The sequence below is a fragment of the Arthrobacter sp. KBS0702 genome, from assembly GCF_005937985.2.
In the GTDB taxonomy this organism is placed as follows: domain Bacteria; phylum Actinomycetota; class Actinomycetes; order Actinomycetales; family Micrococcaceae; genus Arthrobacter.
In genome coordinates this window covers 631,598-653,982 of record NZ_CP042172.1, presented here as the reverse complement: position 1 = coordinate 653,982, position 22,385 = coordinate 631,598, and the positions used below count along the sequence as shown (strand labels likewise).

Genomic DNA, 22,385 nt, shown 5'->3' with positions numbered 1-22,385 from the left:
GGTGGCAGGCTGACCATTGACTGCCAGACTGCCGGGTTTGCCTAGCGCAGGAGCGAAAGAACGCCCTGGCTGGACTGGTTGGCCTGGGCCAGCATCGCGGTGCCGGCCTGGGACAGGATGTTGGCCTTGGTGAACTTGACCATTTCCGAAGCCATGTCGACGTCGGCGATGCGGGACTGGGCAGCCTGCAGGTTCTCACCGGCGATGTTCAGTGCCTTGACGGTGTGCTCGAGGCGGTTCTGGGTAGCACCCAGGCCAGCGCGGGCCGAGGAGACGGTGCCAATGGCCGTGTCGAGGGAAGTGATGGTGGTGGCCGCCACCGTGCTGCTGGCGAAACCGTCGGTGGTGATGATGCTGGTCTTCAGGTTCGTGGCAAGGGTCTTGATGTCCGCGCCCGAGAGGTCAACCTTGATCTGGTCACCGCTGCCGGCGCCGACCTGCATGGACATAACGCCCGCGGTGCCTGCGGACTTGTCCAGCAGCTTGATGCCGTTGAAGTTGGTCGAGGAGGACATGCGGTCCAGTTCGTCCACCAGGCTGGTGGCCTCCGCGGTGATGGCCTTGCGGGAATCCGTGTTGTTCGAGTCGTTACCGGCCTGAACAGCAAGGTCACGCACGCGCTGCAGGATGGAGTGGACCTCGGTCAGGGCGCCTTCAGTCGTCTGGATGACGCTGATGCCGTCCTGAGCGTTGCGGGCGGCCTGTGCCGAACCGGTGATCTGTGCCTTCAGGCCCTCGGAGATGGACAGGCCTGCTGCGTCGTCGCCGGCGCGGTTGATGCGCAGGCCGGTGGACAGCTTCTCCAGGGACTTGGAGAGGTCGCCCTGCGTGGCGTTGAGGTTGCGGTAAGACGTGTTAGCCGCGAGGTTGTTGTTAATAACGAAGCCCATGGTATTTCCTCCGTGATTTGGGACTGTGTGCGATGGCCCGTCCGTGGGCCTTCAGCAGTAGTTATCGCCATCCGGACTGCCGAGGTAAGGAGAATTCCAAAATTCTTTTCGGAATTTCCCTCCCGCCGAAATCCGCGTGTTATCAGCCTTATTCCTGCTAACGGGTGCGGCAATCCTGCCGATAGTTTGTACGAACCCTGCAGAAGGCCTCGTCGTCCGCACGACGATTTCCCGGCCTTCGCACCATTCGCACTCATGAGGGAGCCGTCCGGACCATGGCCATCCACGAACTTTCTGCCCTGCTGTGGCGGGAGCGTGAACTTCTGGACGTACTGACTTTTAAGCTGGAGGAAGAGCAGCTCCTGCTCACCGCCGGCAAGTCCCGCTGGCTTCCGCACGGGACCAGGGAGGTGGAGCAGGTGCTGGGCCACCTCTCCCAGGCGAGCCTGGCGCGCACCATCGAGGCCGCCGTCGTCGCCGAAATGTGGGGACTGCCCACCGACGCCACCCTGGGTGAACTCGCCGAGGCCGCTCCGGAAGGCGCCTGGGCCGAGGTCCTCAGCGCGCACCTCGCAGCCCTCACCCGCCAGACCGCCCTGATCAAGGAACTGCGCGACGCGAACGAACAGTATTTGCGCAGCGCCGTCCGCTCCACCCAGGAATCCCTCGCCGATCTGCGTCCGGCCAGCGCCGGCACCTACGACGCCCACGGCAAGACCGGGGAATCCGCCGGCTCCCGCATCTTCGACAAGCAATTCTAAGGAAGCGACCATGAGCACCTTCGGCGCCCTGAACACCGCCTACCGTGGGCTGACCGCAGCCCAGCAGGGCATGAACGTGGCCGGCCAGAACATCGCCAACGCCGCCACCGAGGGCTACACCCGCCAGCGCGTCCAGCAGTCCGCCATCGGCGCCCCGGCCCCGGGGATGTTCAGCAGCGGCACAGTCCAGACGGGCCAGGGTGTCTCGGTGGACGCCATCACACGGCTCGGGAGCAGTGTCCTCGACGCCAGCGTCCGCTCCGCGAGCGCGCAGGCAGGCTACGCCGGCGTCCGGTCCTCGGCCCTGCAGGGCATCGAAGGCATCCTGCAGGAACCCGGGGACAACGGTATCTCCACCGCGCTCCAAGGGTTCTGGTCCGCATGGCAGGGTGCAGCCAGGCAGCCGGCGGAGGACGGCCCCAAGGGCTTGCTGCTCAACGCGGCCAACTCGCTGACGGACAAGATCTCCTCCGCCTACCAGGCCCTCCAGGGGCAGTGGAGCAGCGTTCGGGCCCAGGCCGCCGACGCCGTTACCGCCGTCAACGCCGCCGCCAACCAGGTGGCTGCCTACAACGCCACCATCCGCTCCACCCTGAATGCCGGCGGATCCGCGAACGAGCTGATCGACGCCCGCGCCAAACTCACCGACACCATCTCGCGGCTGGCGGGCGGCACGGTGCGGGAACAGCCTGACGGCACCGTGGACGTCCACATCGGCGGCAACGCCCTCGTGATGGGCACGTCCGTCCGGGGCCTTCAGCTCTCCGGCAGCCAGTCCGCGGACACACTGGGATCCACCGTGCAGCTGCTCTGGACGGATCCGGCCGGCGTGGCCTCCGCCGACGGCGGCGAAATCGCCGGCGCCCTTTCCGTCCTGGCTCCGGCCGCCGGCGGCTCCGGCGGCGCCATCGCCGAGGCAGCCGAGAAGTACAACGGTTTCGCAAAAGAGTTGGCCAAGGCCGTGAACGACGTCCACCAGCTGGGCCAGCTTCCCAACGGCATGACGGCCCAGAACTTCTTCACCCTCGGCGCCGGACCGGCCGCGCTCGGCATCAAGGCCCCGTCCAGCACCGCGGACATCGCGCTCAAGCTGCCCAACCAGGGTGCCCTCGACACCAGCATCGCGGACACGATCTCCCAGCTCGGCACCGGGGCAACCTCCCCGGACAAGCTCTGGTCCGGCATCGTCACCGGAATTGGCGTGGAGTCCCGCGGCGCCCAGCAGCACGAGGCGCTCACGTCCGCGGCGCAGGCGTCCGCCGTGACCGGCCGCGCGTCGCAGGCGTCTGTGAGCCTGGATGAAGAGAACGTCAGCCTGCTCACCAACCAGCACGCCTACCAGGCGGCGGCCCGCGTGATGACCGCCGTCGACGAGGCCCTGGACGTCCTGATCAACCGCACCGGACTGGTAGGAAGATAGCCATGCTGAACCGGGTAACAAACCTGACCATGAGCGCCGCCGCGCAGCGGAGCCTGCAGACCCAGCAGGCAAAGCTGGCCGACTTGCAGGACAAGGCCACCTCGCTCAACAAGATCTCCCGGCCCTCGGACGATCCCGCCGCCACGGCCCAGGCCCTGGCGACCCGGTCCCTTCAAGCGGCCAACGCCCAGTACGGCCGGAACATCGACGACGGCAACACTTGGCTCACCGCTGCGGACACGGCCCTGGAACAGGCCACGAACGTGATGCGCCGGATCAAAGACCTCACTGTCATGGCCGGCAACGATTCCCTGCCGCAGTCGGGCAAGGACGCCATCGCCATCGAGCTGAAGTCGCTGAATAACGACCTCGTCTCCGTCGCTAACGCCAAGCATCTGGGCAGGAACATCTTTGCCGGGAACTCCGACGCCGTCGAAGCGTTCAGCGGCGCCGTTCCGCCGACCTTCAACGGGGCCGGCGCCAGCCCGGTGGAGCGGCGGATCAGCGCCACCCAGACGGTCCGGGTGGACGCCGACGGGCAAAAGATCTTCGGCAGCGGAGCCGGGTCGGTCTTCGACGCCGTCAAGTCGATCGCCGATACCTTAACTGCTGGCGGGTCCCCCTCCACCAGCCAGGCCAGCACCCTTGACGACGCCTTCAAGAGCATCGTCAACGGCCGTGCTGAAATTGGAACACGGCAGGCACAGCTGGAACGTGCTGGCAACGTCAACACCGAATTGGAGGCTTCCTTGGACGCCCAGCGGACCGGCATTGAAAAAGCTGACCTCGGCAGCGTGATCATGGACCTGAAGCTTCAGGAAACCAACTACCAGGTGGCCCTGGCCGCCACGGCGAAGGTCTTGCAGCCCACCCTGATGGATTTCCTGCGATGAACTCCGTCATGAGCAGCACGCCGGTGACCTTTACCGCCCCGATGCCGGGACTGGATAACATCCACGACTTCGCTCTGCGGAGCATCGATAGCGCCCCGGGCCTGTACGCCCTTGAGTCCGCTTCGGCTCCGGTGCGGCTGTTCCTCGCGGACGCGGCGGTCTTCGTTCCGGGCTACGCCCCGCCCCTCCCCGGCTCCGCGCTGGAGGACCTGGAAGTCGGCGACGGCGAGGCGCCCCAAGTGCTCGTGGTGGTCAACCACTCCCCCGCCGCCACCACGGTCAACTTGATGGCGCCGATCGTGTTCAACCCGGCCGCCCGGCGTTGCGCCCAGCTGGTGCTGGACGGCAAGGAGTACCCGCTGCGGGCGGAACTCGGCGCGCTCTAGGCGCTACCGCCGTCGGGGGTCACAGACTCACGGAAGCCGTTCACCAGAAGTGCGCCACGTCGACCACCAGGCGTGAGCCGGTGCCGGGTCCTGGCAGCGCGAAGACTCGGAAAGGCAGCCGAGCCCGGACGCCAACACCAAGGCTGGTGTAGCCCTCGAAGCTCCCGGCCCACGCCACCTGCCGGAGGGTCTGGTATCCGCCGACGTTGCTGACCTCCGATTTCGTGCCCGGTGTGTAGCTGGGCTGGCCGGCGTCGTCGTAGGCGGGGGCGTTGACGGTGAGCTGGAGGAAGGCCTGGCCCCGCAACGGGATTGGCAATCCGGACCCGTCCTGCGCGACCTGGGGGACGTACCGCACCGTGTAGCCGGCCACCGGGCCGCTGAGGTCGATGACGATCCGGTCGAAGCAATAGTGCTGACCGGTGCGGACGTTTACCACCTTCGCCTGGCTCATGTCGGCGTCGGTCCTGGCCAGCGACCCCCAGACGAATCCGCAGTACGGCTCGGCCGCGGCCGGCCCCGGCGCCAAGAGCCCCAGCCCTGCCGCCATCAGTACTGCCGCCAACCAGACGGTGAGTTTCTTCCCCAGCAATCGCATCACGCGGGCCGCCCCCTCAAGTCATTCAGACACCTCAAGCGTAGGATCGGGCGCCGTCGTTGACGAGGGCCAGGGCCGCATCGGCGTTCAACCGTTAGCGGGCAGCGGCACTGGTCACGAAAGCGACACGGTGTCCGGCTTCGGGGCCGGGGGATACAGCAAAGCGCCGGACCCTTGCGGGAGGCCGGCGCTTTGCTTTTATATCGAAATTCTTGGAACGGGCCCGCGGAGGACTCGCACGCTGGAAGGTTTTAGCCTTCGCAGTCGCGGCAATACTTCAGGCCGTTCTTCTCCTTGGCGACCTGGGACCGGTGGCGGACCAGGAAGCAGGAGGAACAGGTGAATTCATCGGACTGCTCGGGAACAACAATGACAGTCAGTTCTTCGCCGGAAAGGTCGGCGCCGGGAAGGTCGATGCCTTCAGCGGTGTCGTTCTCGTCGACGTCGATAACAGCAGTCTGGGCGCCGCCGCCACGGGACGCCTGGAGGGCCTCCAGCGATTCAGCGGGAGACTCTTCTTCTGTCTTGCGTGGGGCGTCGTAATCGGTAGCCATAGCGGGATTCACTTTCGTTGCTGCGCAGCGCCATTTCAGGCACCTCAGTGAAGCAGTTTAGGCCATCATGCCCGGAGTTGGAGAATACTGTGTTTAAAGCGACATTCCGCGTCGCCGGACAGGGTGAATCTGGAGGCAATGATGGCTACGAAACTCAACAAACAAGCGCTCTCCCACGCGCGCCGCCTGGTCAAGGACGGGAAGGTCCAGCGCGACACCCGGGACGACTGGAGCGAGCACGCACCGTCAGCCGAGGAGGAAAACACGTTCATCGAAAAGAACGGATTCGCGGAGTTCTCCCACTGGCATCTGGGGCTGGACCCGGACGCTTCCGAAGGCACCAAGGGCAGCGTGACGTTTCCCTTCGGCGACTTCAAGAAGGTCCACCGCTGCGCCGTCATTTCGCTCGAGAGCCGGGCCGCGCAACATGGTCATGACGACATCGCCGACGCAGCCAGGAAACTCCTCGAAGAGATCGACGCCGACTAGCGTCGGATGACATTCGGAATCAGGCGACCGGCCAGACGATAAGGGTCTTCCACACCGCCGGATCCGGCTCGGTGCCGGGGTCGCTGAGGTAGTACTCCCACATGCTGTCGCCCGGCGTCAGGCCCTCCGCCTCCATCCGCGCCATCACCTTGCCATACGTCTCCGGCAAGGTCTCGTACGGGCCCACGTGCAGCGCTTCCAGGGCGCGCCCGGCAGGAAGCACGCCGGCTGTCACACCGCCGTCGCCCCCGCCCGGGAAGGGGGCTGCGAGCGGGAAGCCCGCCTCGACGTCGACGACGTCGGTGGGCATGCCCCGGTACAGCGCAAACGGCGGTCCCGCCAGCTGGACGTGCTGCTGCTGGACGGCCGCCATCACCGCCGAGTAGGCGCGGCCGAAGAATTCCCGCAGGTCATTCATGGGCACGGTTTCACGCAGCACCGCGGTCGGCTGTTCCTTCAAATCGGCTGACTTGATGTCGGCAGAGTTGACGTCGGGCGAGTTAATGTCGGGCGTCGTATCCGGATTCGTATCGCTCATCTGAACAGCCTCCGCCGCCGCCCTCGGGCTGGTCAAGGGCCTAACGGCCCGGCAGCCCTTGCGTTTGTGCAGAATATGCACTGGTGCATAAGAGTGCGGCATGACTGCACGCGGTACGACACGACAGGGACCGGCAGCCGCCCAAGTCGTGCTAAGTGTGACGGCGATAATGGGCCACGAACGCCCCCTTCCGGCGGGATAAATGACGGCGTCGCGGCTACCGCGCGATGATGACGTCGAGGATGCGCGGGCCGTGGACCCCCTCGACGCGCTCGAGTTCAATGTCACTGGTGGCGCTCGGTCCGCTGATCATGGTGAGCGGCCGGGTGCCATCGATCCGCCGCAGCGCCTCGGGGAGGATGCCGGCGATATCGGCGGCGTTCACGACGCAGATATGGTAATCCGGAACGAGGCTGATGGCACGGCGGCCCTGGTTGGGACTGCCGTCGAGGATGATCGTCCCCGTTTCGGCGACGGCGACGGCGCTGCCGGTCACGACGGCGTCAACGCCGTCCAGTTCGGCAACGGTCAGCGGCGCAGACACGGAATCCACGCGGCGGCGGTCGCCGTCGGGAGCGAAGTGCGGGCCCGCGGTCCAGTCGGGGTCGAGCCCCGCCGGGATAACGTAGCTGCGGGCGTCCGCGAGCAGCTCGGCGATCCGTTCGGGCACCTCGGCCGCGTCCAGCACGCAGACCCTGGCTTTGTAGTCGACCAGGCGGTCCACCAGCAGATGGATCAGCGCGTCGTGGTCCAGCTCGGATGATGTGCGGTATGCCCGCGGAATCTGCGGTGCTACGGGTGCGTCCCGCAGCGCGGAGCGGATCCGGCCGAGGATATCTTCGCGTGCGCTCATGCTCCGTCTTCCTTGTCCTGGGCATTGAGGTGGGCATCCGCCCGGGCGGTGCCCCGGGCCGGAGCGTTGGTGCCGCCGGTTTCCGGCCCGTGGTGTTCCTTGGCCCACCAGTCCCGGAAGGATTTCTGCGGGGGCGCCGGGATGTCCCGGCTTTGGGTCCAGCCGGCGGCAATGCCGGGCAGCTTGGTGATCTTGTGATCCGGGCCGGCCGCCAGGCGCCCCAGGGGAAGACCCTTTTCGACCAGCCCGAGCCGCTTCCCGGAGGACAGCGCCCAGGATGCCGCCTTCATGCCGACGTCCATCTGGCTGGGCAGCTTCTTCTTTCCGCGCTTGCTGTCCACGTCGACGCTGCGCAGGTGCACCAGGATGTCCGGAATGTTGATTTTCACCGGGCAGGCGTCGTAGCAGGCCCCGCATAGCGAGGAGGCGTACGGCAACGAGCTGTTTTCCTCCGACTCGATGCCGGTCAGCAGCGGCGAAAGGATGGCGCCGATCGGGCCGGGATAGGTGGAGCCGTAGGCGTGGCCGCCGGTCCGCTCGTAGACCGGGCAGACGTTCATGCAGGCACTGCAGCGGATGCAGTGCAGCGCGGAGCGGCCCATCTCGTCCGCCAGGGCGGCGCTGCGTCCGTTGTCGAGCAGTACCAGGTGCACGTTTCGTGGCCCGTCGCCGTCCGTGACGCCAGTCCACAGCGAGGTGTAGGGGTTCATCCGTTCCCCGGTGGAGGAGCGCGGGAGCAGCTGCATAAACACCTCGAGGTCCTGCCAGGTCGGCAGCAGTTTTTCCACGCCCATCACGGTGATCAGGGTCTCCGGCAGGGTCAGGCACATCCGGCCGTTGCCTTCGGATTCGACGACGGCCAGGGTGCCGGAATCGGCGAGCGCGAAGTTGGCCCCGGACACGGCCACCTTCGCCGTGAGGAACTTGCGGCGCAGGTGCGCGCGGGCCGCCATGGCCAGCACCGCGGGGTTGTCGGTCAGCGCCGGGTCCGCGCCGGGCATCTCGCGCAGGAAGATGTCCCGGATTTCGGTGCGGTTCTTGTGGATGGCGGGAACCAGGATGTGGCTGGGCTTGTCGTGGTCCAGCTGCACGATCAGCTCGGCCAGGTCCGTTTCGAAGGCCGTAATCCCCTGCTCTTCGAGGTACTCGTTGAGCCCGATTTCCTGGGTGGCCATGGACTTGACCTTGACCACCTCGGTTTCGCCGGTGTCCCGGATCAGTCCCGCGACGATGTCGTTGGCCTCGCCGGCGTCGCGCGCCCAGTGGATGACTCCGCCGCGGGCGGTGAAGTTCTGCTCGAACTGTTCGAGGAGTTCGGGGAGCCGGGCCATCACGGATTCCTTGATGGCGGACCCGGCGTCGCGCAGCTGTTCCCAATCGGGCAGTTCGGAGACCACCTGGAGGCGCTTGTCGCGGATCGTGTGGGTGGCGTGGCCGAGGTTGGCGCGCAGTTGTGCGTTGCCCAGCTCGCGGTGCGCCGCCGTCGGGAACGATTCGGCGGCGTGCAGGTTGCCCGTGCCGAAGACGGGAAGGGAGGGCATGCCCAGGAAGGTGCTCATCGTGTTGCCTTTCCGGTGGCGACGCGTATCTCGCCGGTGACGGACGCCGGCGCTTCCGCGGTGCTGGCGAGAATTTCGGCCAGGTGCAGGGTGGTCACGTCGCTGCCTTGGCGGGACAGGCCGCCGCCGATGTGCATCAGGCAGGAGGCGTCCCCGCCCGTACACAACGCGGCGCCGGTGGAGCGTATGTTCGCCGTCTTGTCCTCAAGCATGGCCGAGGACACGTCGGCGTTTTTCATCGAGAAGGTGCCGCCGAAGCCGCAGCACTGGTCCGCTTCCGGGAGTTCGGCCAGCTCGATTCCATGGACGCTGCGCAGCAGCCGGGCCTGGCGGTCGCCGAGGCGGAGCAGGCGCATGCCGTGGCAGCTGGGGTGGTACGTGACCCGGTGCGGGAAGTAGGAGCCCAGCTGGGCGCCGGCGTCGGTCACGCCCAGCACGTCCACCAGCAGCTCGGACAGCTCATACGTCCTGGCACCGACGGCGGCGGCCCGGGCTTCCAGCGCTGTGTCGCCGCAGGAGCGGGCCACCATCGGGTGCTGGTGCTTCACGGAGGCGACGCAGGACCCGGACGGCGCGACGGCGACGTCGTAGTCCTTGGTGTCAAAGGCGTGCACATGGTTGGCGACGACCGGGACGGCTTCCTTGAGGTAGCCGCTGTTGACGTGCATCTGCCCGCAGCAGGCCTGGCCGGACGGGAACACGACCTCGTGCCCCAGCCGCTCCAGGATGCTCACGGTGGCCTGCGCGGTGCGCGGATACATCGCATCCACGATGCAGGTGGCGAACAAAGCGATTCTCATAACAGCCTTTCGGGCAACGCCGTAGTTATGTGGTCTGACCATAGTAAAGCACGTGATGGCCGCCACTTCCACTGCCGGACGAAAAGTGAACCCCCTCACACACTGCATGAGATCTGCGCTACACTCGCATGGTCCGACCACAGTGGTCTGACCAAAGAACTCGTCGTCTCTCAACGCAGAGGAACTTCCGTGGACCACTTCACCCCCACCACCGACCCGGTGCTGAACAGCGTGGCCTGGTCGGCCATCGTCGGCCTGCTGCCGCTGCTCACCTTCTTCATCCTGCTGGCCGTCGTGAAGACCAAGGCCCACGTGGCCGGGGCCTTCGCCCTGCTGGTCGCCCTCGTGGTCGGCATCGCCGCCTTCCACATGCCGGCTGGGCTGGCGGTCCTGTCCGCAACCCAGGGCGGGGTCTTCGGCGCCTTCCCCGTGCTCTGGATCGTCGTGATGGCCGTCTGGCTCTACCAGGTGACCGTCCTCAGCGGCAGGTTCGAGGACCTGCGCCGGGTCTTCGACGTGATCGGCGGCGGCGACGTACGCCTGCAGGCCGTTCTGGTGGCCTTCTGCTTCGGCGGGCTGCTGGAGGCCCTGGCCGGCTTCGGCGCCCCGGTGGCCATTACCGCCACCATGCTGCTGGCCTTGGGACTCCCGCCGCTGCGCGCGGCCGCCGCCGTGCTGGTGGCCAACACCGCACCGGTCGCGTTCGGCGCCATGGCCATCCCGATCACCACGGCCGCCGGCCTGACCGGACTGCACGCGACGGACATCGCCTCCATCGTGGGCCGCCAGGCTCCCCTGCTTGCCACCTTCGTGCCGCTGATCCTGCTCTACATCATCGACGGCCGCCGCGGCCTGAAGGACTGCTGGCCCGCAGCGCTGGTGGTCGGCGGCTCCTTCGCCGTCGCCCAGTTCCTGTGCTCCAACTTCTTCTCCTACGAACTCACCGACATTCTGGCCTCGCTGGTCGGCCTCGGCGCCGCCGTCGTGTTCTTCCGGATGTGGAAGCCGAAGGGCAGCGCCGCCGCCCGCGAGCGCCTCGGCGTGGCCACTGACGCTGTTGCCGGCGGCACCGCCGCACAGAGCCGGGGCTCGCAGGATGCCGGCAAGGCCGGCGTCGTGACCGCCGAAAAGGCCACCGACGGCGGCCTCACGCCGACGCGCACGTGGCTGGCCCTCTTTCCGTACTTCCTCGTGATCGTCGTGTTCGGCATCGCCAAGCTGTGGAAGCTCGGGGTCGACCTGCCCGCGTTCCTCGCCGCCACGGACATCAAGATCCCCTGGCCGATCCTGCACGACGCCCTCGTCAGCGCCGACGGCAAGCCCGTCTCCTCCACCGTGTACACCTTCCAGTGGCTGTCCAGCCCGGGCACGCTGCTGCTAATCACCGGGTTGCTGGTCGCGTTGGTGTACTCCAAGTACGACGACGGCGGCCGCTTCCGCCTCTCCTTCGGCGACGCGGTCCAGGAGATCGGACGGACCATCTTCAAGATGCGCTGGGCAGGACTCACCATCATCACGGTGCTCGCCCTGGCCTACGTCATGAACAACTCGGGGCAGACGGTCTCGATCGGCACCTGGCTGGCCGGCACCGGCAGCTTCTTCGCCTTCCTTTCGCCCGTGCTCGGCTGGCTGGGCACTGCCGTGACCGGCTCGGACACCTCCGCCAATGCGCTGTTCGCCAAGCTGCAGCAGACGGCGGGCCTGAAGGCCGGCATCGATCCGAACCTGCTGGTGGCCGCCAACACCTCCGGCGGCGTCGTGGGCAAGCTGATCAGTCCGCAGAACCTCGCCATCGCGGCGACCGCCGTCAACCTTGACGGCCAGGAGTCGGTGATCCTGCGTAAGGTGGTCGGGTGGAGCGTGGCTCTCCTGCTGGTCCTGTGCACCCTCGCCTTCCTGCAGTCCACCCCCGTCCTGGGCTGGATGCTGCCTTAGCCGCCAGCCTTCACGCCATCAAGAGTGCGGGCCGCACACCGCGGCCCGCACTCCCGCCCGGAAGGAAACGCCCGTGACAACCGCCGAAGCAGGAGCAGGCCCCCGCCGTCGAACCTATGACGCGCTCCTGCAGGACATTGAGGCCGATCTGCGCTCCGGCAAGATCAAGCTCGGCGACCGTCTCCCGGGCGAACGGACCCTGGCGGAAAGCTACGGGATCTCCCGCGCCTCGGTCCGCGAAGCCATCCGGATCCTGGACGCAATGGGCGTGTTGCGCAGTTCCGTCGGCTCCGGGCCCACTTCCGGGGCCATCGTCATCTCGGATCCCTCCGCCGGCCTCTCCTCCGCCCTGCGCCTGCATGTGGCCAGCAGCCGGTTGCCCGTCGAGGACATCGTGCAGACCCGCATCCTGCTCGAGACCTGGTCCGCCCAGGCCGGGGCTGCCCGCGGCGGCACGGAGGAAGAGCTGAAGCAGGCCGCCGCGCTGCTGGACGCGATGGACAACCCCGGAATTGACCGGGCCACCTTCCACGAACTCGATGCGCGGTTCCATGTCGCGCTGAGCTCGCTCGCCGGGAACGCCGTCGTCGCCACCATGATGGAGTCCCTAAGCGGGGCGATCGTCGGCTACGTCAAGGGCGCCATGGACGCGATGGAGTCCTGGCCGGATGTCCTGTGCGAACTGCGGAGCCAGCACCACGGCATCTTTGATGCCGTCCAGGCGCACGACGGCGAGCTTGCGGCCCGCCTGCTGCGCGAACACATCGAATGGTTCTACGTTCGGGCGCAGGAAGCCACCCCGCCGCAATCCCCTCCCACCCCGTAACCCTCTGGAGCACCGCATGACCTCCACGGCCGCCGCCGCACCCCTGATCGACCAGCTTGACCTCGATACAGTCAGTACAAGGGACCTGGACCGCCGGGCCATGGCGCACGACGCGTCCCACTACCTGCTGATCCCCCAGGCCGTCGCCACCCCGCGCAACGCCGACGACGTCGGGCAGCTGCTGCGCCGCAGCCGCGAGCTCAAGCTGCCCGCCACCTTCCGTTCCGGCGGCACGAGCCTCTCCGGCCAGGCGCTCAGCGACAGCCTGCTCATCAACACCCGCCAGCACTTCCGCGGCATCGAGGTCCTCGACGGCGGCGCCCGCGTCCGCGTCCAACCCGGCGCCACCATCCGCAGCGTCAACGCCCGGCTGGCAGCGTTCGGCCGCAAACTCGGCCCCGACCCGGCGAGCGAGATCGCCTGCACCGTGGGCGGCGTGATCGCGAACAATTCCTCCGGGATGGCCTGCGGCACGGAGTTCAACACCTACCGCACCCTGGAATCCATGGTCCTGGTACTGCCCTCGGGCACGGTCATCGACACCGCCGACGCCGATGCGGACGCTCGCCTGCGGCAGCTGGAGCCGGACCTCCACGAGGGCCTGCTGCGGCTGCGGCGGCGGGTAGCCGGGAACGCGGAGTCGGTGCGCACCATCACCTCGCTGTTCTCGATGAAGAACACGATGGGCTACGGGGTGAACTCGTTCCTGGACTACGAACGTGCCGTCGACATCCTGATGCACCTCATGATCGGCAGCGAAGGCACCCTCGGCTTCGTGGCGGAGGCAGTCTTCCGCACCGTGGAGGTCAAGCCCGCCGTCGCCACCGGGCTGTTGGTCTTCAACACGCTCGCCGCGGCCACGGCCGCCCTGCCCGAGCTGGTGGCCTCCGGCCTGGCGACCATTGAACTGATGGACGCCGCCGCGTTGAAGGTCGCGCAGCTCGCTGCCGACGCGCCCGCGGCCATCCGTTCGCTCCCGGTCCAGGGACACACCGCACTGCTGGTGGAACACCAGGGCGCCGACGCCGCGGAGCTGACCGACAAGCGGCAAAACTCGCAGCCGCTCTTCGCGTCCCTGGAGCTGGCCTCGCCGTTCGCGCTGACCACGGACCCGAAGGACCGCGCGGCACTCTGGCACGTGCGCAAGGGCCTCTACACCACGGTGGCCGGCGCCCGCCCCTCCGGCACCAACGCGCTGCTGGAAGACATTGTGGTTCCGGTGCCAGCCCTGGCGGACACCTGTGGCGAACTGACCCGGCTCTTTGCCGAACACCGCTACGAGGAATCGGTCATCTTCGGGCACGCGAAGGACGGCAACGTCCACTTCATGCTCAACGAGCGCTTCGACGACCCCGCGCAGCTCCTCCGCTACCAGGCGTTTACGGACGACATGGTGGATCTGGTCCTCGGCGCGGGCGGCTCGCTCAAGGCCGAGCACGGCACCGGGCGCATCATGGCCCCGTTCGTCCGCCGCCAGTACGGTGACGAGCTCTACGAAGTCATGCAGGAGATCAAACGGCTGATCGACCCCGCCAACCTCCTCAACCCGGGGGTGCTGCTCGCGGAGGATCCGCTGTCCTACGTGCAGAACCTCAAGGTGGCGCCGACGGTGGAGGAAGAGGTGGACCGCTGCGTCGAGTGCGGCTACTGCGAACCGGTCTGCCCGAGCAAAGACATCACCCTCACGCCCCGCCAGCGCATCGTGCTGCGGCGCGAGATGGCCGCCGCGGAACAGCGCGGCGACGACGCCCTGGCCGCCCGGCTGCGCAAGGACTACGAGTACGACGGCGTGCAGACCTGCGCGGCCGACGGCATGTGCGTCACCGCCTGCCCGGTGCTGATCAACACCGGGGACCTGGTGCGGCGGCTGCGGACGGAAAACGCGAACGCCGTCGCGGAGGCCGGCTGGAGCGCCGCCGCGGATCGTTGGGGCGCCGTCACCGCCGGCGGCGGCCTGGCCATGACGGTGGCGAAGGCGATGCCCGCGCCGCTGGCCAAGGCGGCGACCGCCATCGGCCGGGCCGTGCTGGGCGCGGAGACCGTTCCCGCCTACGACTCCGTGTTGCCGGGCGGCGGCTCCAAGCGCCGGCCGCGCCGGGACCCGGACAGCGTCGCCGTGTTCTTCCCGGCCTGCATCGGCACCATGTTCGGCCCCGCGGACGCGCCGGGTGACGCCAAAGGCTCGGCCCAGGCCTTCCTGGAACTCTGCGAGCGCGCCGGCGTGGGGCTGACCGTCCCGGAGGAGATCGGCGGCCTGTGCTGCGGCACCCCGTGGAAATCCAAGGGCTTCTCGCAGGGCTACGCGGCGATGTCCGCGAAGGTTCTGGACGGGCTCTACCAGGCAAGCGGCCAGGGCCGGCTGCCGGTGGTGTGCGACGCCGCCTCCTGCACCGAGGGCCTGGAGACGATGAAGCGGCTCGCCGCCGAGGGCGGGGAACGCTACGCCGGGCTGCGGTTCGTGGACTCAGTGGAGTTCGTGCACCAGCACGTGCTCGGGCAGCTGACCGTCACCGCCCCGGTGGGTTCCATGGCCCTGCACCCCACCTGCTCCTCCACGCAGCTGGGGACCAACGACGCGCTGATGGACATCGCCCTGGCCGTGACCGGAGACGTGTTCGTGCCGCTGAACTGGGGCTGCTGCGCATTCGCCGGTGACCGCGGCCTGCTCCACCCGGAACTGACCGACTCCGCCACGGACAAGCAGGCCCGGGAAATCAACGAGCGCGAATTCGACGCCTACGCCTCAACGAACCGCACCTGCGAACTGGGCATGTCCAAGGCCACCGGCCACTCCTACCGGCACCTGCTGGAAATCCTCGAGGAGGCCACCCGGCCGGCGGGGTGAGGAGTGCCGGGCAACGTTCCTGACCGACCCACCGCGCCGTTTCGACGGTTCCGTGCCCACTCGATGCCGGGAAGCGTCGTGTGGGCACGGAACCGTCGAAACGGCGGACCAGACAGACCCCCGAGCTCTCACCCGCCTGCTGCACTCTTATGGCTTGCCGATCGTCACTGCCAGCGATGAGACCTTTGTAGCCGCTATGTAGGCGTCATCGAGTGAGAGCGTGCCTGTCACGACGGCGTCCTGGAGCGTGACATGGGCGGCGGTATGCGCCACGAACTGTCCGGGCTGCACGTCCCGCGTGGCGGTGGCATCGCGCTCCGCAGTTCCAGTGCCGTGCCACGTGAGGTCCAGGTAGATCCGGGTTCCGTCAGAGAGCGGGACTGTGGCGATGGCGTGCACCGAAGTGTGATTGAAGGTGAAGACCTGGGTCGGACCACTGCCGTGGACGGAGTAGCTCTGCGCCGTGCACCTGTCGTAGGTGCTGGAAGAGTAGTACATGGTGCTGCCGCCGTCGCCCTGGGATGACGTTCCGGCGCTGGCGGCCGTGGAGGTGGACCTGCACCCGTCGGACGATGTGGTGTTTGTGAAGCCCCCTGTGGACACGGATTTGTAGTTCTCCCTGGAGACGGTGGTGGCGGCCGATGCCGGCGATGCCACCACGAATGCGCTTCCCAAGGCCGTCAGCAGGCCCGCCACGAGCGCTGCGATGCGGGTCCTAAGACGCGGGTTTCTGAAATACATGGACTGGCCTCTGCTTTCATGTGGTCCGGTTCGCCCCGACAAGGCCGATTCCCGCATTGTCCGTGCCGCGTGTGGAGCGGGCTAGGGTCTTTCGGCGGGCCCGGCGACCGAGGGACTGGCCCGGGCAACGTTCCTGACCGACCCACGGCGCCGTTTCGACGGTTCCGCGCCCACTCGATGCCTGGAAGCGTCGTGTGGGCACGGAACCGTCGAACCGGCGGACCCGCCAGGCCCCGGGCACGGAAAAACCCCTCCGTCCCGGGCAGAATCGCCGGAACGGAGGGGTTCGTGGAGCCCCCTGTCGGATTCGAACCGACGACCCCCGCTTTACAAGAGCGGTGCTCTGGCCAACTGAGCTAAGGAGGCAGTTTCGCCGTCGTCGCCGGGCCGCTCAAGGGGCCTGACGCTAAGCGCTAGATAAGGGTAGCCCACGGAGGCCTGCCGGTAAAAAATGCGGCACCCTGCCGAAAGAGAGACAGCCCGGCCCGGACGAATCCGGGGCCGGGCTGCATCCGATGCGCGGCGGCTACTTCTTGGCGTCCACCGCTGCCTGGAGGTACTGGTCGAACGGAGTCTGGGCGCTGTCGCCCTTGCCCCACTGCTTGCCCTCGACAAAGACGGTAGGCGTTCCGGTGACCCCGATGGCCGCAGCCTGCTGGGTCGTATATTTCACGTACGGGCGGTAGGTCTTGTCATCAACGCACTTGTCGATGCTCTTGGCCCCGGTGTCGGTGGCCAGCTTCTTCAAGTCCGAGTCGGAGAGGCCCGCGCTGCCCTCGGCCGGCTGCTTGGCGAACAGCGCGTCGACGAAGTCCGAGTACTTCTCCGGGGACTCATTGACCACGCAGGCCGCGGCGTTGGCTGCCCGCGAGGAGTAGTTCGTGCTGGAGCGGCTGTCCAGGAAGCCCAGCGGCCGGTACTCGACGGTGATCTTGCCGTCGTTGCGGAGCTTGGTGAGGGTCTGGTTGTACCGGGATTCGAAGTCCTTGCACACCGGGCAGATGAAGTCGATGTAGAGGACCACCTTGACCGGCTTGCCGGCCTCGGCGTCGGCTCCGGGCGCCTTGATCTCTGCCGGCGGCGTGGCGGGGGCAGACGGCACGTCCGCGAGCTTGACGGTGGCCGGGGCCGACTTCGCCACCTCGGTGTTGGCCAGCAGGGTCACGCCGCCGTTGACGTTGCCGTTTGCCGGCGTCGGACCGGAATCGGCGATCGGTGCGTTCTTTTGGATGTTCGAGGTGACCACCAGGGCGACAATCACGATGATGGCAACGACGGCGGCCACGATGCCCCAGCCGATCAGCAGCTTGTTCCGCTTTTCCTTCTTCAGCTGCGCCTCGCGGATCTCACGGGCTTTCTCGCGCGCCGCGGCGGTGCGCTCCGCTTTGGACTGACGGGGTTCGTTTGCGGGGCTCATTAGTTCCTCGTGTCGATCGGCCTGGGATGGTCCACTGGGTGGCAACTCCATCATTTTAGGGGAGAAACCCGGGAGCTTGCGCCTTCAAGTTTCCCTCCGTGTGCCTAACGGGCGAATAGCACAGAAGATTCCGCCCGGCTAGGGTGGATCAGAGCCACAAGCAACCCCAGGGGGCACCAATGCAAGCAAGCCAGAGCGCCGAACGCGCCGAGCACCACACTGCACAGACAGCCGACGGGGAGCAGGACGCCCCGTCGGCGGCGGACAAGCACCCCGGTGTTTCGGAAGCAGCCGACACGTTCGATTTCATGGTCGTGTCCAACCGCCTGCCCGTGGACCGCTGCTCCCCGGATGAGCCCGGCTGCGAGGACGGCTGGCGCCGCTCCCCCGGCGGCCTCGTGACGGCGCTGGCCCCCATGATGACCAAGACCGACGGCGCCTGGGTGGGCTGGCACGGCGCCCCGGACGAGCACCTCGAGCCCTTCAGCCACCGCGGCATCGACCTCATCCCCGTCCAGCTCAGCACCCGGGACATCGAGCTGTTCTACGAAGGCTTCTCCAACGCCACGCTCTGGCCGCTCTACCACGACGTGATTGCGCCGCCGGAGTTCCACCGCGCCTGGTGGGACTCGTACCGTAAGGTCAACAAGCGGTTCGCGGACGCCGTCGTCCGCCACGCGGCGCAGGGCGCCACGGTCTGGGTCCAGGACTACCAGCTTCAGTTGGTGCCCAAGATGCTCCGCGAGGCGCGCCCGGACCTCAAGATCGGCTTCTTCAACCACATCCCCTTCCCGCCGCCGGAGATCTTCGCGCAGCTGCCGTGGCGCCGCGCGATCATCGACGGACTGCTCGGCGCGGACCTGGTGGGCTTCCAGCGCAGCAGCGACGCCGGAAACTTCATGCGCTCCGCCCGCCGCTTCCTCGGCGCCAGCGTCAAGCAGCAGCAGGTCCACGTCAAGGGCGCCGACGGCGAAACCACCCACATTGCCCGCGCCCAGGCTTTCCCGATCTCCATCGATGTCAAACAGATCACCGAACTGGCCCACAAGCCGGAGATCATCGAGCGTGCCCGGCAGATCCGGCGCGACCTCGGCAACCCCAAGACGATCCTGCTCGGCGTCGACCGGTTGGACTACACCAAGGGCATCCGGCACCGGCTCAAGGCCTACGAGGAACTCCTGGAGGACGGCAAAGTCACGGTGGAGGACGCGTCCCTGATCCAGGTGGCCAGCCCCAGCCGCGAGCGCGTCGAACAGTACCGCCTGCTGCGCGAGGAAGTCGAGGGCACCGTCGGCCACATCAACGGCACCTACGACACGATGCAGAACACCGCCGTCCGGTATCTGCACCACAGCTACCCGATCGAGGAAATGGTCGCGCTGTACCTGGCCGCCGACGTCATGCTCGTCACCGCCCTGCGCGACGGCATGAACCTGGTCGCCAAGGAATATGTCACGGCCCGGACAAACAACGACGGCGCCCTGGTGCTCAGCGAATTCGCCGGCGCCGCGGACCAGCTCAAGCAGGCCCTCCTGATGAACCCGCACGACATCGACGGGCTCAAGGACACCATCATGCGCGCGGTCAACATGCAGCCCGCCGAGGCCGCACGACGGATGCGCGCCATGCGGAAGCAGATCCTGACCAACGACGTCGACCTCTGGTCCGCTGACTTCCTTCGCGCGCTGCAGGAAAAGGTGGTCCGCGATGACTCCTGACGCCGACCCCGCCAAGACCTCGCTCTCGCTCTCCCCCGAACTGCTGGAGGCCGTGCACCGCGTGGCCGGCACCGAGGAACTGCTGGTCGCGATGGATTTCGACGGCACCATGGCCCCGCTGGTGGACCATGCGGAGGACTCTCGGGCACTTCCCCGTTCCGCCGCGGCCTTCGCCGCCCTGGCTGAGCTTCCGCGGACGACGACGGCGCTCATCTCCGGCCGCGCTCTGGACAGCCTGCGGGCCGTCGCCTCGCCCCCGGAGCAGACGCTGCTGATCGGCAGCCACGGCGCCGAGGTCTGGATGGGCCCCGGTTCAACCGAGCTCGTGCTGGAAGACGCCCAGCGGGAGCTGCTCGCCGACGTGCGCCGGATCCTGGCGGAGATCGTGGAGCAGGCGCCCGGAACCCTGCTCGAGGACAAGCCAGCCGGCGTCGTGCTGCACACCCGGCTGGCCGCCAACGACGTCGCCGAGGACGCCGTTGCGGCGGCCAAGGCCGCCCTGCAGGACCGGCCGGGGGTCTTCCTCAAGACTGGAAACCGCGTGCTGGAGACCTCCGTTGTCCACGCCTCCAAAGGCGAAGGGATCTCCTTCCTCCGCCAGGCCACCGGGGCCACCGCCGTCGTGTTCGCCGGCGATGACACCACGGACGAGGACGCCCTGGGCAGCCTCATCCGAGGGGACCTGGGCGTCAAGGTGGGCCTGGACTTCACCCAGGCAGAGTTCCGGGTGGAGGCTCCCACGCACGTCTCCGATTTTCTGGAGGCGCTGCTGCGCGAACGGCGGAAGGCCGTCGGCGGCTAAGCGCCAGATCGCGGCCGCCCTTGTCGGTTCCGGGGACGGGTGGCGTGCCCCCATCCGACCGACCAGGCGAAAAGCCCTGAAGTTCGGGGTCGGCGTCGCTAAACTGGAAGTGCGCCGCACATGACGCAGATTTCGTTTCGGGAAGGGAACGATCATGAGTGACAACAGCGGCAAGAACACCCCAGATGCAGCCGGCTCGGAGGTTGGCCCCGAGGAAGAGGACCTGCGGGGGCGATACGTCGAGGGCAACTTCGGCAAGGCCGGCTCCGAACGTGGCCGCCATGCAGATGACGAAGAAGGCCGGTACATCGAAGGCGACTACGGTGAAGCCGGGAGCGAAGGCGGCATCCCCGAGCCGCTCGGCGACAAGGCCCAGGAATCAGGGCGGTACGTCAAGGCCAATTACGGCCAGGCAGGATCGGCGCCCGGACGCACCGCGGAATCTGAGATCGGACGCTACTCCGAGGGCAACTATGGGGCGGACGGAACCGTGGACCCGACGCGCAAACCACGCACCAGCAGTGACACGAAACCAACACCAACTGACTCGCAGTAGGCCGACTTCAGCCCTCAAAACGGCAACGAACGCGACCCAGTTGGGTCAGGACTCATGTTCGTAGCCAATGAGCCAATGCAGTCCGTGACGGTCCACGACCTGGCCATCCGACGCGCCCCAGGGCTTCGGGGCGAGGGGGTCGATCACGCTGCCCTCAACGGCGAGCTTGTCGAACCACTCGTGCAGCACTGCGGGCTCGGCGGTCCCGAGCAGCGAGAGCATCAGGCCTTCGAAACGGACACTTTTCTCGCCCGCCGCCGCATCCGAGCCTGCAAGGGCGACCGCGCCGGTCAGCTGGCCGTGGGCGATGGCATCCGGCGGTCCGTCGGTGCGGTTGAACTGCTCATACGTGAACATGGCCAGCTCGCCGCCGAAAACGTCCGCATAGAAGCCAAGGGCTTCCCGCGCCGTGCCGGGGAAACTGACATAGATCTGGAGGGCCGTCATGCGCAGAGTATACACAGCCGGCTCGGACGCTCCGTGACCGAGCCCACCTGTGAGATCCGTAACCTTTTAGCCCCAAAACCAAAAATCTGACATACTCTGTATGTGATGTGGCGCACAACTACCGTGCGGCGTCATTGGATGCTCCTCGGCTTCGGCCGGGGAGCATGCGCATCCACCTCCGGATGCCACAACTGAATAAAAAGAACCATTCACTACGGATCGTCCGGCACGTACCTGCCGGTGAAGGGATTGATAACTGTGGCTACAGTTACTTTTGATAACGCTACGCGTCTGTACCCGGGCACAGAGAAGCCCGCTGTTGACAAGCTCAACATTGAAATCGCCGACGGCGAGTTCCTGGTCCTCGTTGGACCCTCCGGCTGCGGAAAGTCCACCTCCCTGCGTATGCTCGCGGGCCTGGAAGACGTCAACTCCGGCCGGATCCTGATTGGCGACCGCGATGTCACCGACGTCCCGCCGAAGGACCGTGACATCGCCATGGTCTTCCAGAACTACGCCCTCTACCCGCACATGACGGTGGCGGACAACATGGGCTTCGCGCTGAAGATCGCCGGCGTCAGCAAGGAAGAGCGCGCCGAGCGTGTCCGTGAGGCCGCCAAGCTGCTGGACCTCGAGCCGTACCTCGACCGCAAGCCGAAGGCCCTCTCCGGCGGCCAGCGCCAGCGTGTCGCCATGGGCCGCGCGATCGTGCGTAACCCGCAGGTCTTCCTGATGGACGAGCCGCTGTCCAACCTTGATGCCAAGCTCCGCGTGCAGACCCGCACGCAGATCGCGTCGCTGACCCGCCGCCTCGGCGTCACCACCGTCTACGTGACCCACGACCAGGTCGAAGCCATGACCATGGGCGACCGGGTCGCCGTGCTCAAAGACGGCGTGCTGATGCAGGTGGACACCCCGCGCAACCTCTACGACAAGCCGAAGAACGTCTTCGTGGCCGGCTTTATCGGCTCCCCCGCGATGAACCTGCTGGAGCTTCCCGTCGTCGACGGCGGCGTGCAGTTCGGCGGCACTATCTACCCGGTCCCGCACGATGTCCTCGAAGAGGCCAGTGGCAAGACCGTCACGCTGGGCAGCCGTCCGGAGGACCTTGAGACCGCCCCTGAGGGCGAAGGCCTCCAGGTGGAGGTCGACGTCGTCGAGGAACTCGGCGCCGACGCCTACGTCTACGGCCACACCACCCTCGACGGCAAGGACCACGACATCGTGGCCCGCGTCGACGGCCGCCGTCCCCCGATGAAGGGCGAGACCGTCTGGGTCCGCCCCCAGTCGGGCCACGTGCACCTGTTCGACACCAAGACGGGCCTGCGCCTCGGCGACTGACGGTCCGGCTTAGAGA

22 protein-coding genes and 1 tRNA gene are annotated in these 22,385 nt (G+C 67.3%); 12 read left to right on the top strand and 11 right to left on the bottom strand.

What is annotated here, in order from left to right:
• Positions 1-41 precede the first annotated feature (41 nt).
• A complete protein-coding gene (locus FFF93_RS03070; RefSeq protein ID WP_138770215.1) occupies positions 42-890 on the bottom strand; it encodes a flagellin in 849 nt (282 codons plus the stop codon).
• A gap of 275 nt (positions 891-1,165) precedes the next feature.
• Between FFF93_RS03070 and FFF93_RS03065 the strand changes: the two genes are divergently transcribed.
• Genes FFF93_RS03065 through fliW form a run of 4 tightly spaced genes read left to right on the top strand, consistent with a single transcriptional unit; the run spans position 1,166 to position 4,350 of the window.
• Complete coding sequence (locus tag FFF93_RS03065) at positions 1,166-1,651, top strand: flagellar protein FlgN (RefSeq protein WP_138770216.1); 486 nt, start codon at positions 1,166-1,168, stop codon at positions 1,649-1,651.
• Positions 1,652-1,661: 10 nt separating this feature from the next.
• Positions 1,662-3,071 (top strand): flagellar hook-associated protein FlgK, encoded by a 1,410-nt coding sequence (gene flgK, locus FFF93_RS03060; protein ID WP_138770217.1) that lies wholly within the window; start codon positions 1,662-1,664, stop codon positions 3,069-3,071.
• A gap of 2 nt (positions 3,072-3,073) precedes the next feature.
• Positions 3,074-3,964: a flagellar hook-associated protein FlgL gene (gene flgL / locus FFF93_RS03055; protein ID WP_138770218.1), complete on the top strand. Its 891-nt coding sequence runs from the start codon at positions 3,074-3,076 to the stop codon at positions 3,962-3,964.
• A gap of 8 nt (positions 3,965-3,972) precedes the next feature.
• A complete protein-coding gene (fliW, locus tag FFF93_RS03050; protein WP_261375268.1) occupies positions 3,973-4,350 on the top strand; it encodes a flagellar assembly protein FliW in 378 nt (125 codons plus the stop codon).
• A 40-nt stretch (positions 4,351-4,390) separates the two neighbouring features.
• Here fliW and FFF93_RS03045 read toward each other — a convergent pair whose 3' ends face one another.
• Together FFF93_RS03045 and FFF93_RS03040 are read right to left on the bottom strand one after the other, a co-directional pair.
• A complete protein-coding gene (locus FFF93_RS03045; RefSeq protein WP_138770580.1) occupies positions 4,391-4,948 on the bottom strand; it encodes a hypothetical protein in 558 nt (185 codons plus the stop codon).
• Positions 4,949-5,199: 251 nt separating this feature from the next.
• Positions 5,200-5,502, bottom strand: coding sequence for a DUF4193 domain-containing protein (locus FFF93_RS03040; RefSeq protein WP_056741192.1), 303 nt, complete (start codon positions 5,500-5,502; stop codon positions 5,200-5,202).
• A 141-nt stretch (positions 5,503-5,643) separates the two neighbouring features.
• Between FFF93_RS03040 and FFF93_RS03035 the strand changes: the two genes are divergently transcribed.
• Complete coding sequence (locus FFF93_RS03035; protein WP_138770581.1) at positions 5,644-5,991, top strand: hypothetical protein; 348 nt, start codon at positions 5,644-5,646, stop codon at positions 5,989-5,991.
• 19 nt (positions 5,992-6,010) lie between these two features.
• Here the strand turns inward: FFF93_RS03035 and FFF93_RS03030 are convergent, their stop codons facing one another.
• The 4 genes from FFF93_RS03030 to FFF93_RS03015 form a co-directional block, all read right to left on the bottom strand.
• A complete protein-coding gene (locus tag FFF93_RS03030) occupies positions 6,011-6,529 on the bottom strand; it encodes a GyrI-like domain-containing protein (RefSeq protein ID WP_138770220.1) in 519 nt (172 codons plus the stop codon).
• A gap of 217 nt (positions 6,530-6,746) precedes the next feature.
• Positions 6,747-7,382, bottom strand: coding sequence for an LUD domain-containing protein (locus FFF93_RS03025; RefSeq protein WP_138770221.1), 636 nt, complete (start codon positions 7,380-7,382; stop codon positions 6,747-6,749).
• The gene (locus FFF93_RS03020) at positions 7,379-8,941 is read right to left on the bottom strand and encodes a LutB/LldF family L-lactate oxidation iron-sulfur protein (RefSeq protein WP_261375267.1); all 1,563 of its coding nucleotides are present in this window, start codon (positions 8,939-8,941) and stop codon (positions 7,379-7,381) included. The genes FFF93_RS03025 and FFF93_RS03020 overlap by 4 nt, the downstream gene beginning before the upstream one ends.
• Entirely contained in the window at positions 8,938-9,741 is an 804-nt protein-coding gene (locus tag FFF93_RS03015) for a (Fe-S)-binding protein (protein ID WP_138770222.1), read from the bottom strand. The genes FFF93_RS03020 and FFF93_RS03015 overlap by 4 nt, the downstream gene beginning before the upstream one ends.
• Positions 9,742-9,930: 189 nt before the next feature.
• Between FFF93_RS03015 and FFF93_RS03010 the strand changes: the two genes are divergently transcribed.
• The 3 genes from FFF93_RS03010 to FFF93_RS03000 all read left to right on the top strand — a co-directional run bounded on the left by FFF93_RS03010 (position 9,931) and on the right by FFF93_RS03000 (position 15,347).
• Positions 9,931-11,676 (top strand): L-lactate permease, encoded by a 1,746-nt coding sequence (locus FFF93_RS03010; protein WP_138770223.1) that lies wholly within the window; start codon positions 9,931-9,933, stop codon positions 11,674-11,676.
• Positions 11,677-11,749: 73 nt separating this feature from the next.
• Entirely contained in the window at positions 11,750-12,502 is a 753-nt protein-coding gene (locus tag FFF93_RS03005; protein WP_138770224.1) for a FadR/GntR family transcriptional regulator, read from the top strand.
• A 16-nt stretch (positions 12,503-12,518) separates the two neighbouring features.
• Entirely contained in the window at positions 12,519-15,347 is a 2,829-nt protein-coding gene (locus FFF93_RS03000) for an FAD-binding and (Fe-S)-binding domain-containing protein (RefSeq protein ID WP_138770225.1), read from the top strand.
• Between the two features lie 147 nt (positions 15,348-15,494).
• On the opposite strand, the gene FFF93_RS02995 is transcribed toward FFF93_RS03000, so the two are convergent.
• The 3 genes from FFF93_RS02995 to FFF93_RS02985 all read right to left on the bottom strand — a co-directional run bounded on the left by FFF93_RS02995 (position 15,495) and on the right by FFF93_RS02985 (position 17,505).
• Positions 15,495-16,088, bottom strand: a complete 594-nt coding sequence (locus tag FFF93_RS02995) for a hypothetical protein (protein WP_138770226.1) — start codon at positions 16,086-16,088, stop codon at positions 15,495-15,497.
• Positions 16,089-16,377: 289 nt separating this feature from the next.
• Positions 16,378-16,454, bottom strand: a tRNA-Thr gene (locus FFF93_RS02990).
• Positions 16,455-16,614: 160 nt separating this feature from the next.
• Positions 16,615-17,505 (bottom strand): DsbA family protein, encoded by an 891-nt coding sequence (locus FFF93_RS02985; RefSeq protein WP_138770227.1) that lies wholly within the window; start codon positions 17,503-17,505, stop codon positions 16,615-16,617.
• Positions 17,506-17,813: 308 nt separating this feature from the next.
• On the opposite strand from FFF93_RS02985, the gene FFF93_RS02980 reads away from it, so the two are divergent.
• From FFF93_RS02980 to FFF93_RS02970, 3 genes are all read left to right on the top strand, one after another.
• Positions 17,814-19,223, top strand: a complete 1,410-nt coding sequence (locus FFF93_RS02980; protein WP_138770582.1) for a trehalose-6-phosphate synthase — start codon at positions 17,814-17,816, stop codon at positions 19,221-19,223.
• A complete protein-coding gene (gene otsB, locus FFF93_RS02975; protein WP_138770228.1) occupies positions 19,213-20,025 on the top strand; it encodes a trehalose-phosphatase in 813 nt (270 codons plus the stop codon). Before FFF93_RS02980 ends, otsB begins: the two co-directional genes overlap by 11 nt.
• Before the next feature lie 154 nt (positions 20,026-20,179).
• Positions 20,180-20,581, top strand: coding sequence for a hypothetical protein (locus FFF93_RS02970; protein WP_138770229.1), 402 nt, complete (start codon positions 20,180-20,182; stop codon positions 20,579-20,581).
• Between the two features lie 45 nt (positions 20,582-20,626).
• On the opposite strand, the gene FFF93_RS02965 is transcribed toward FFF93_RS02970, so the two are convergent.
• Positions 20,627-21,028, bottom strand: coding sequence for a VOC family protein (locus FFF93_RS02965; protein ID WP_138770230.1), 402 nt, complete (start codon positions 21,026-21,028; stop codon positions 20,627-20,629).
• A 258-nt stretch (positions 21,029-21,286) separates the two neighbouring features.
• Here FFF93_RS02965 and FFF93_RS02960 point away from each other — a divergent pair, with 258 nt between their 5' ends.
• Complete coding sequence (locus tag FFF93_RS02960) at positions 21,287-22,369, top strand: ABC transporter ATP-binding protein (protein WP_138770231.1); 1,083 nt, start codon at positions 21,287-21,289, stop codon at positions 22,367-22,369.
• The last annotated feature ends 16 nt before the right edge of the window (positions 22,370-22,385 follow it).

What these genes read in the sequence shown, in the direction of transcription:
- FFF93_RS03030 (WP_138770220.1), bottom strand. Translation starts at nt 6,529, where the DNA reads ATGAGCGATACGAATCCGGATACGACGCCCGACATTAACTCGCCCGAC.
- otsB (WP_138770228.1), top strand. Translation starts at nt 19,213, where the DNA reads ATGACTCCTGACGCCGACCCCGCCAAGACCTCGCTCTCGCTCTCCCCC.
- FFF93_RS03035 (WP_138770581.1), top strand. Translation starts at nt 5,644, where the DNA reads ATGGCTACGAAACTCAACAAACAAGCGCTCTCCCACGCGCGCCGCCTG.
- FFF93_RS03000 (WP_138770225.1), top strand. Translation starts at nt 12,519, where the DNA reads ATGACCTCCACGGCCGCCGCCGCACCCCTGATCGACCAGCTTGACCTC.
- FFF93_RS02985 (WP_138770227.1), bottom strand. Translation starts at nt 17,505, where the DNA reads ATGAGCCCCGCAAACGAACCCCGTCAGTCCAAAGCGGAGCGCACCGCC.
- FFF93_RS03020 (WP_261375267.1), bottom strand. Translation starts at nt 8,941, where the DNA reads ATGAGCACCTTCCTGGGCATGCCCTCCCTTCCCGTCTTCGGCACGGGC.
- flgK (WP_138770217.1), top strand. Translation starts at nt 1,662, where the DNA reads ATGAGCACCTTCGGCGCCCTGAACACCGCCTACCGTGGGCTGACCGCA.
- FFF93_RS03040 (WP_056741192.1), bottom strand. Translation starts at nt 5,502, where the DNA reads ATGGCTACCGATTACGACGCCCCACGCAAGACAGAAGAAGAGTCTCCC.
- FFF93_RS03025 (WP_138770221.1), bottom strand. Translation starts at nt 7,382, where the DNA reads ATGAGCGCACGCGAAGATATCCTCGGCCGGATCCGCTCCGCGCTGCGG.
- FFF93_RS02980 (WP_138770582.1), top strand. Translation starts at nt 17,814, where the DNA reads ATGGTCGTGTCCAACCGCCTGCCCGTGGACCGCTGCTCCCCGGATGAG.
- FFF93_RS02995 (WP_138770226.1), bottom strand. Translation starts at nt 16,088, where the DNA reads ATGTATTTCAGAAACCCGCGTCTTAGGACCCGCATCGCAGCGCTCGTG.
- fliW (WP_261375268.1), top strand. Translation starts at nt 3,973, where the DNA reads ATGAGCAGCACGCCGGTGACCTTTACCGCCCCGATGCCGGGACTGGAT.
- FFF93_RS02970 (WP_138770229.1), top strand. Translation starts at nt 20,180, where the DNA reads ATGAGTGACAACAGCGGCAAGAACACCCCAGATGCAGCCGGCTCGGAG.
- FFF93_RS03070 (WP_138770215.1), bottom strand. Translation starts at nt 890, where the DNA reads ATGGGCTTCGTTATTAACAACAACCTCGCGGCTAACACGTCTTACCGC.
- FFF93_RS02965 (WP_138770230.1), bottom strand. Translation starts at nt 21,028, where the DNA reads ATGACGGCCCTCCAGATCTATGTCAGTTTCCCCGGCACGGCGCGGGAA.
- FFF93_RS03065 (WP_138770216.1), top strand. Translation starts at nt 1,166, where the DNA reads ATGGCCATCCACGAACTTTCTGCCCTGCTGTGGCGGGAGCGTGAACTT.
- FFF93_RS03015 (WP_138770222.1), bottom strand. Translation starts at nt 9,741, where the DNA reads ATGAGAATCGCTTTGTTCGCCACCTGCATCGTGGATGCGATGTATCCG.
- flgL (WP_138770218.1), top strand. Translation starts at nt 3,074, where the DNA reads ATGCTGAACCGGGTAACAAACCTGACCATGAGCGCCGCCGCGCAGCGG.
- FFF93_RS03045 (WP_138770580.1), bottom strand. Translation starts at nt 4,948, where the DNA reads ATGCGATTGCTGGGGAAGAAACTCACCGTCTGGTTGGCGGCAGTACTG.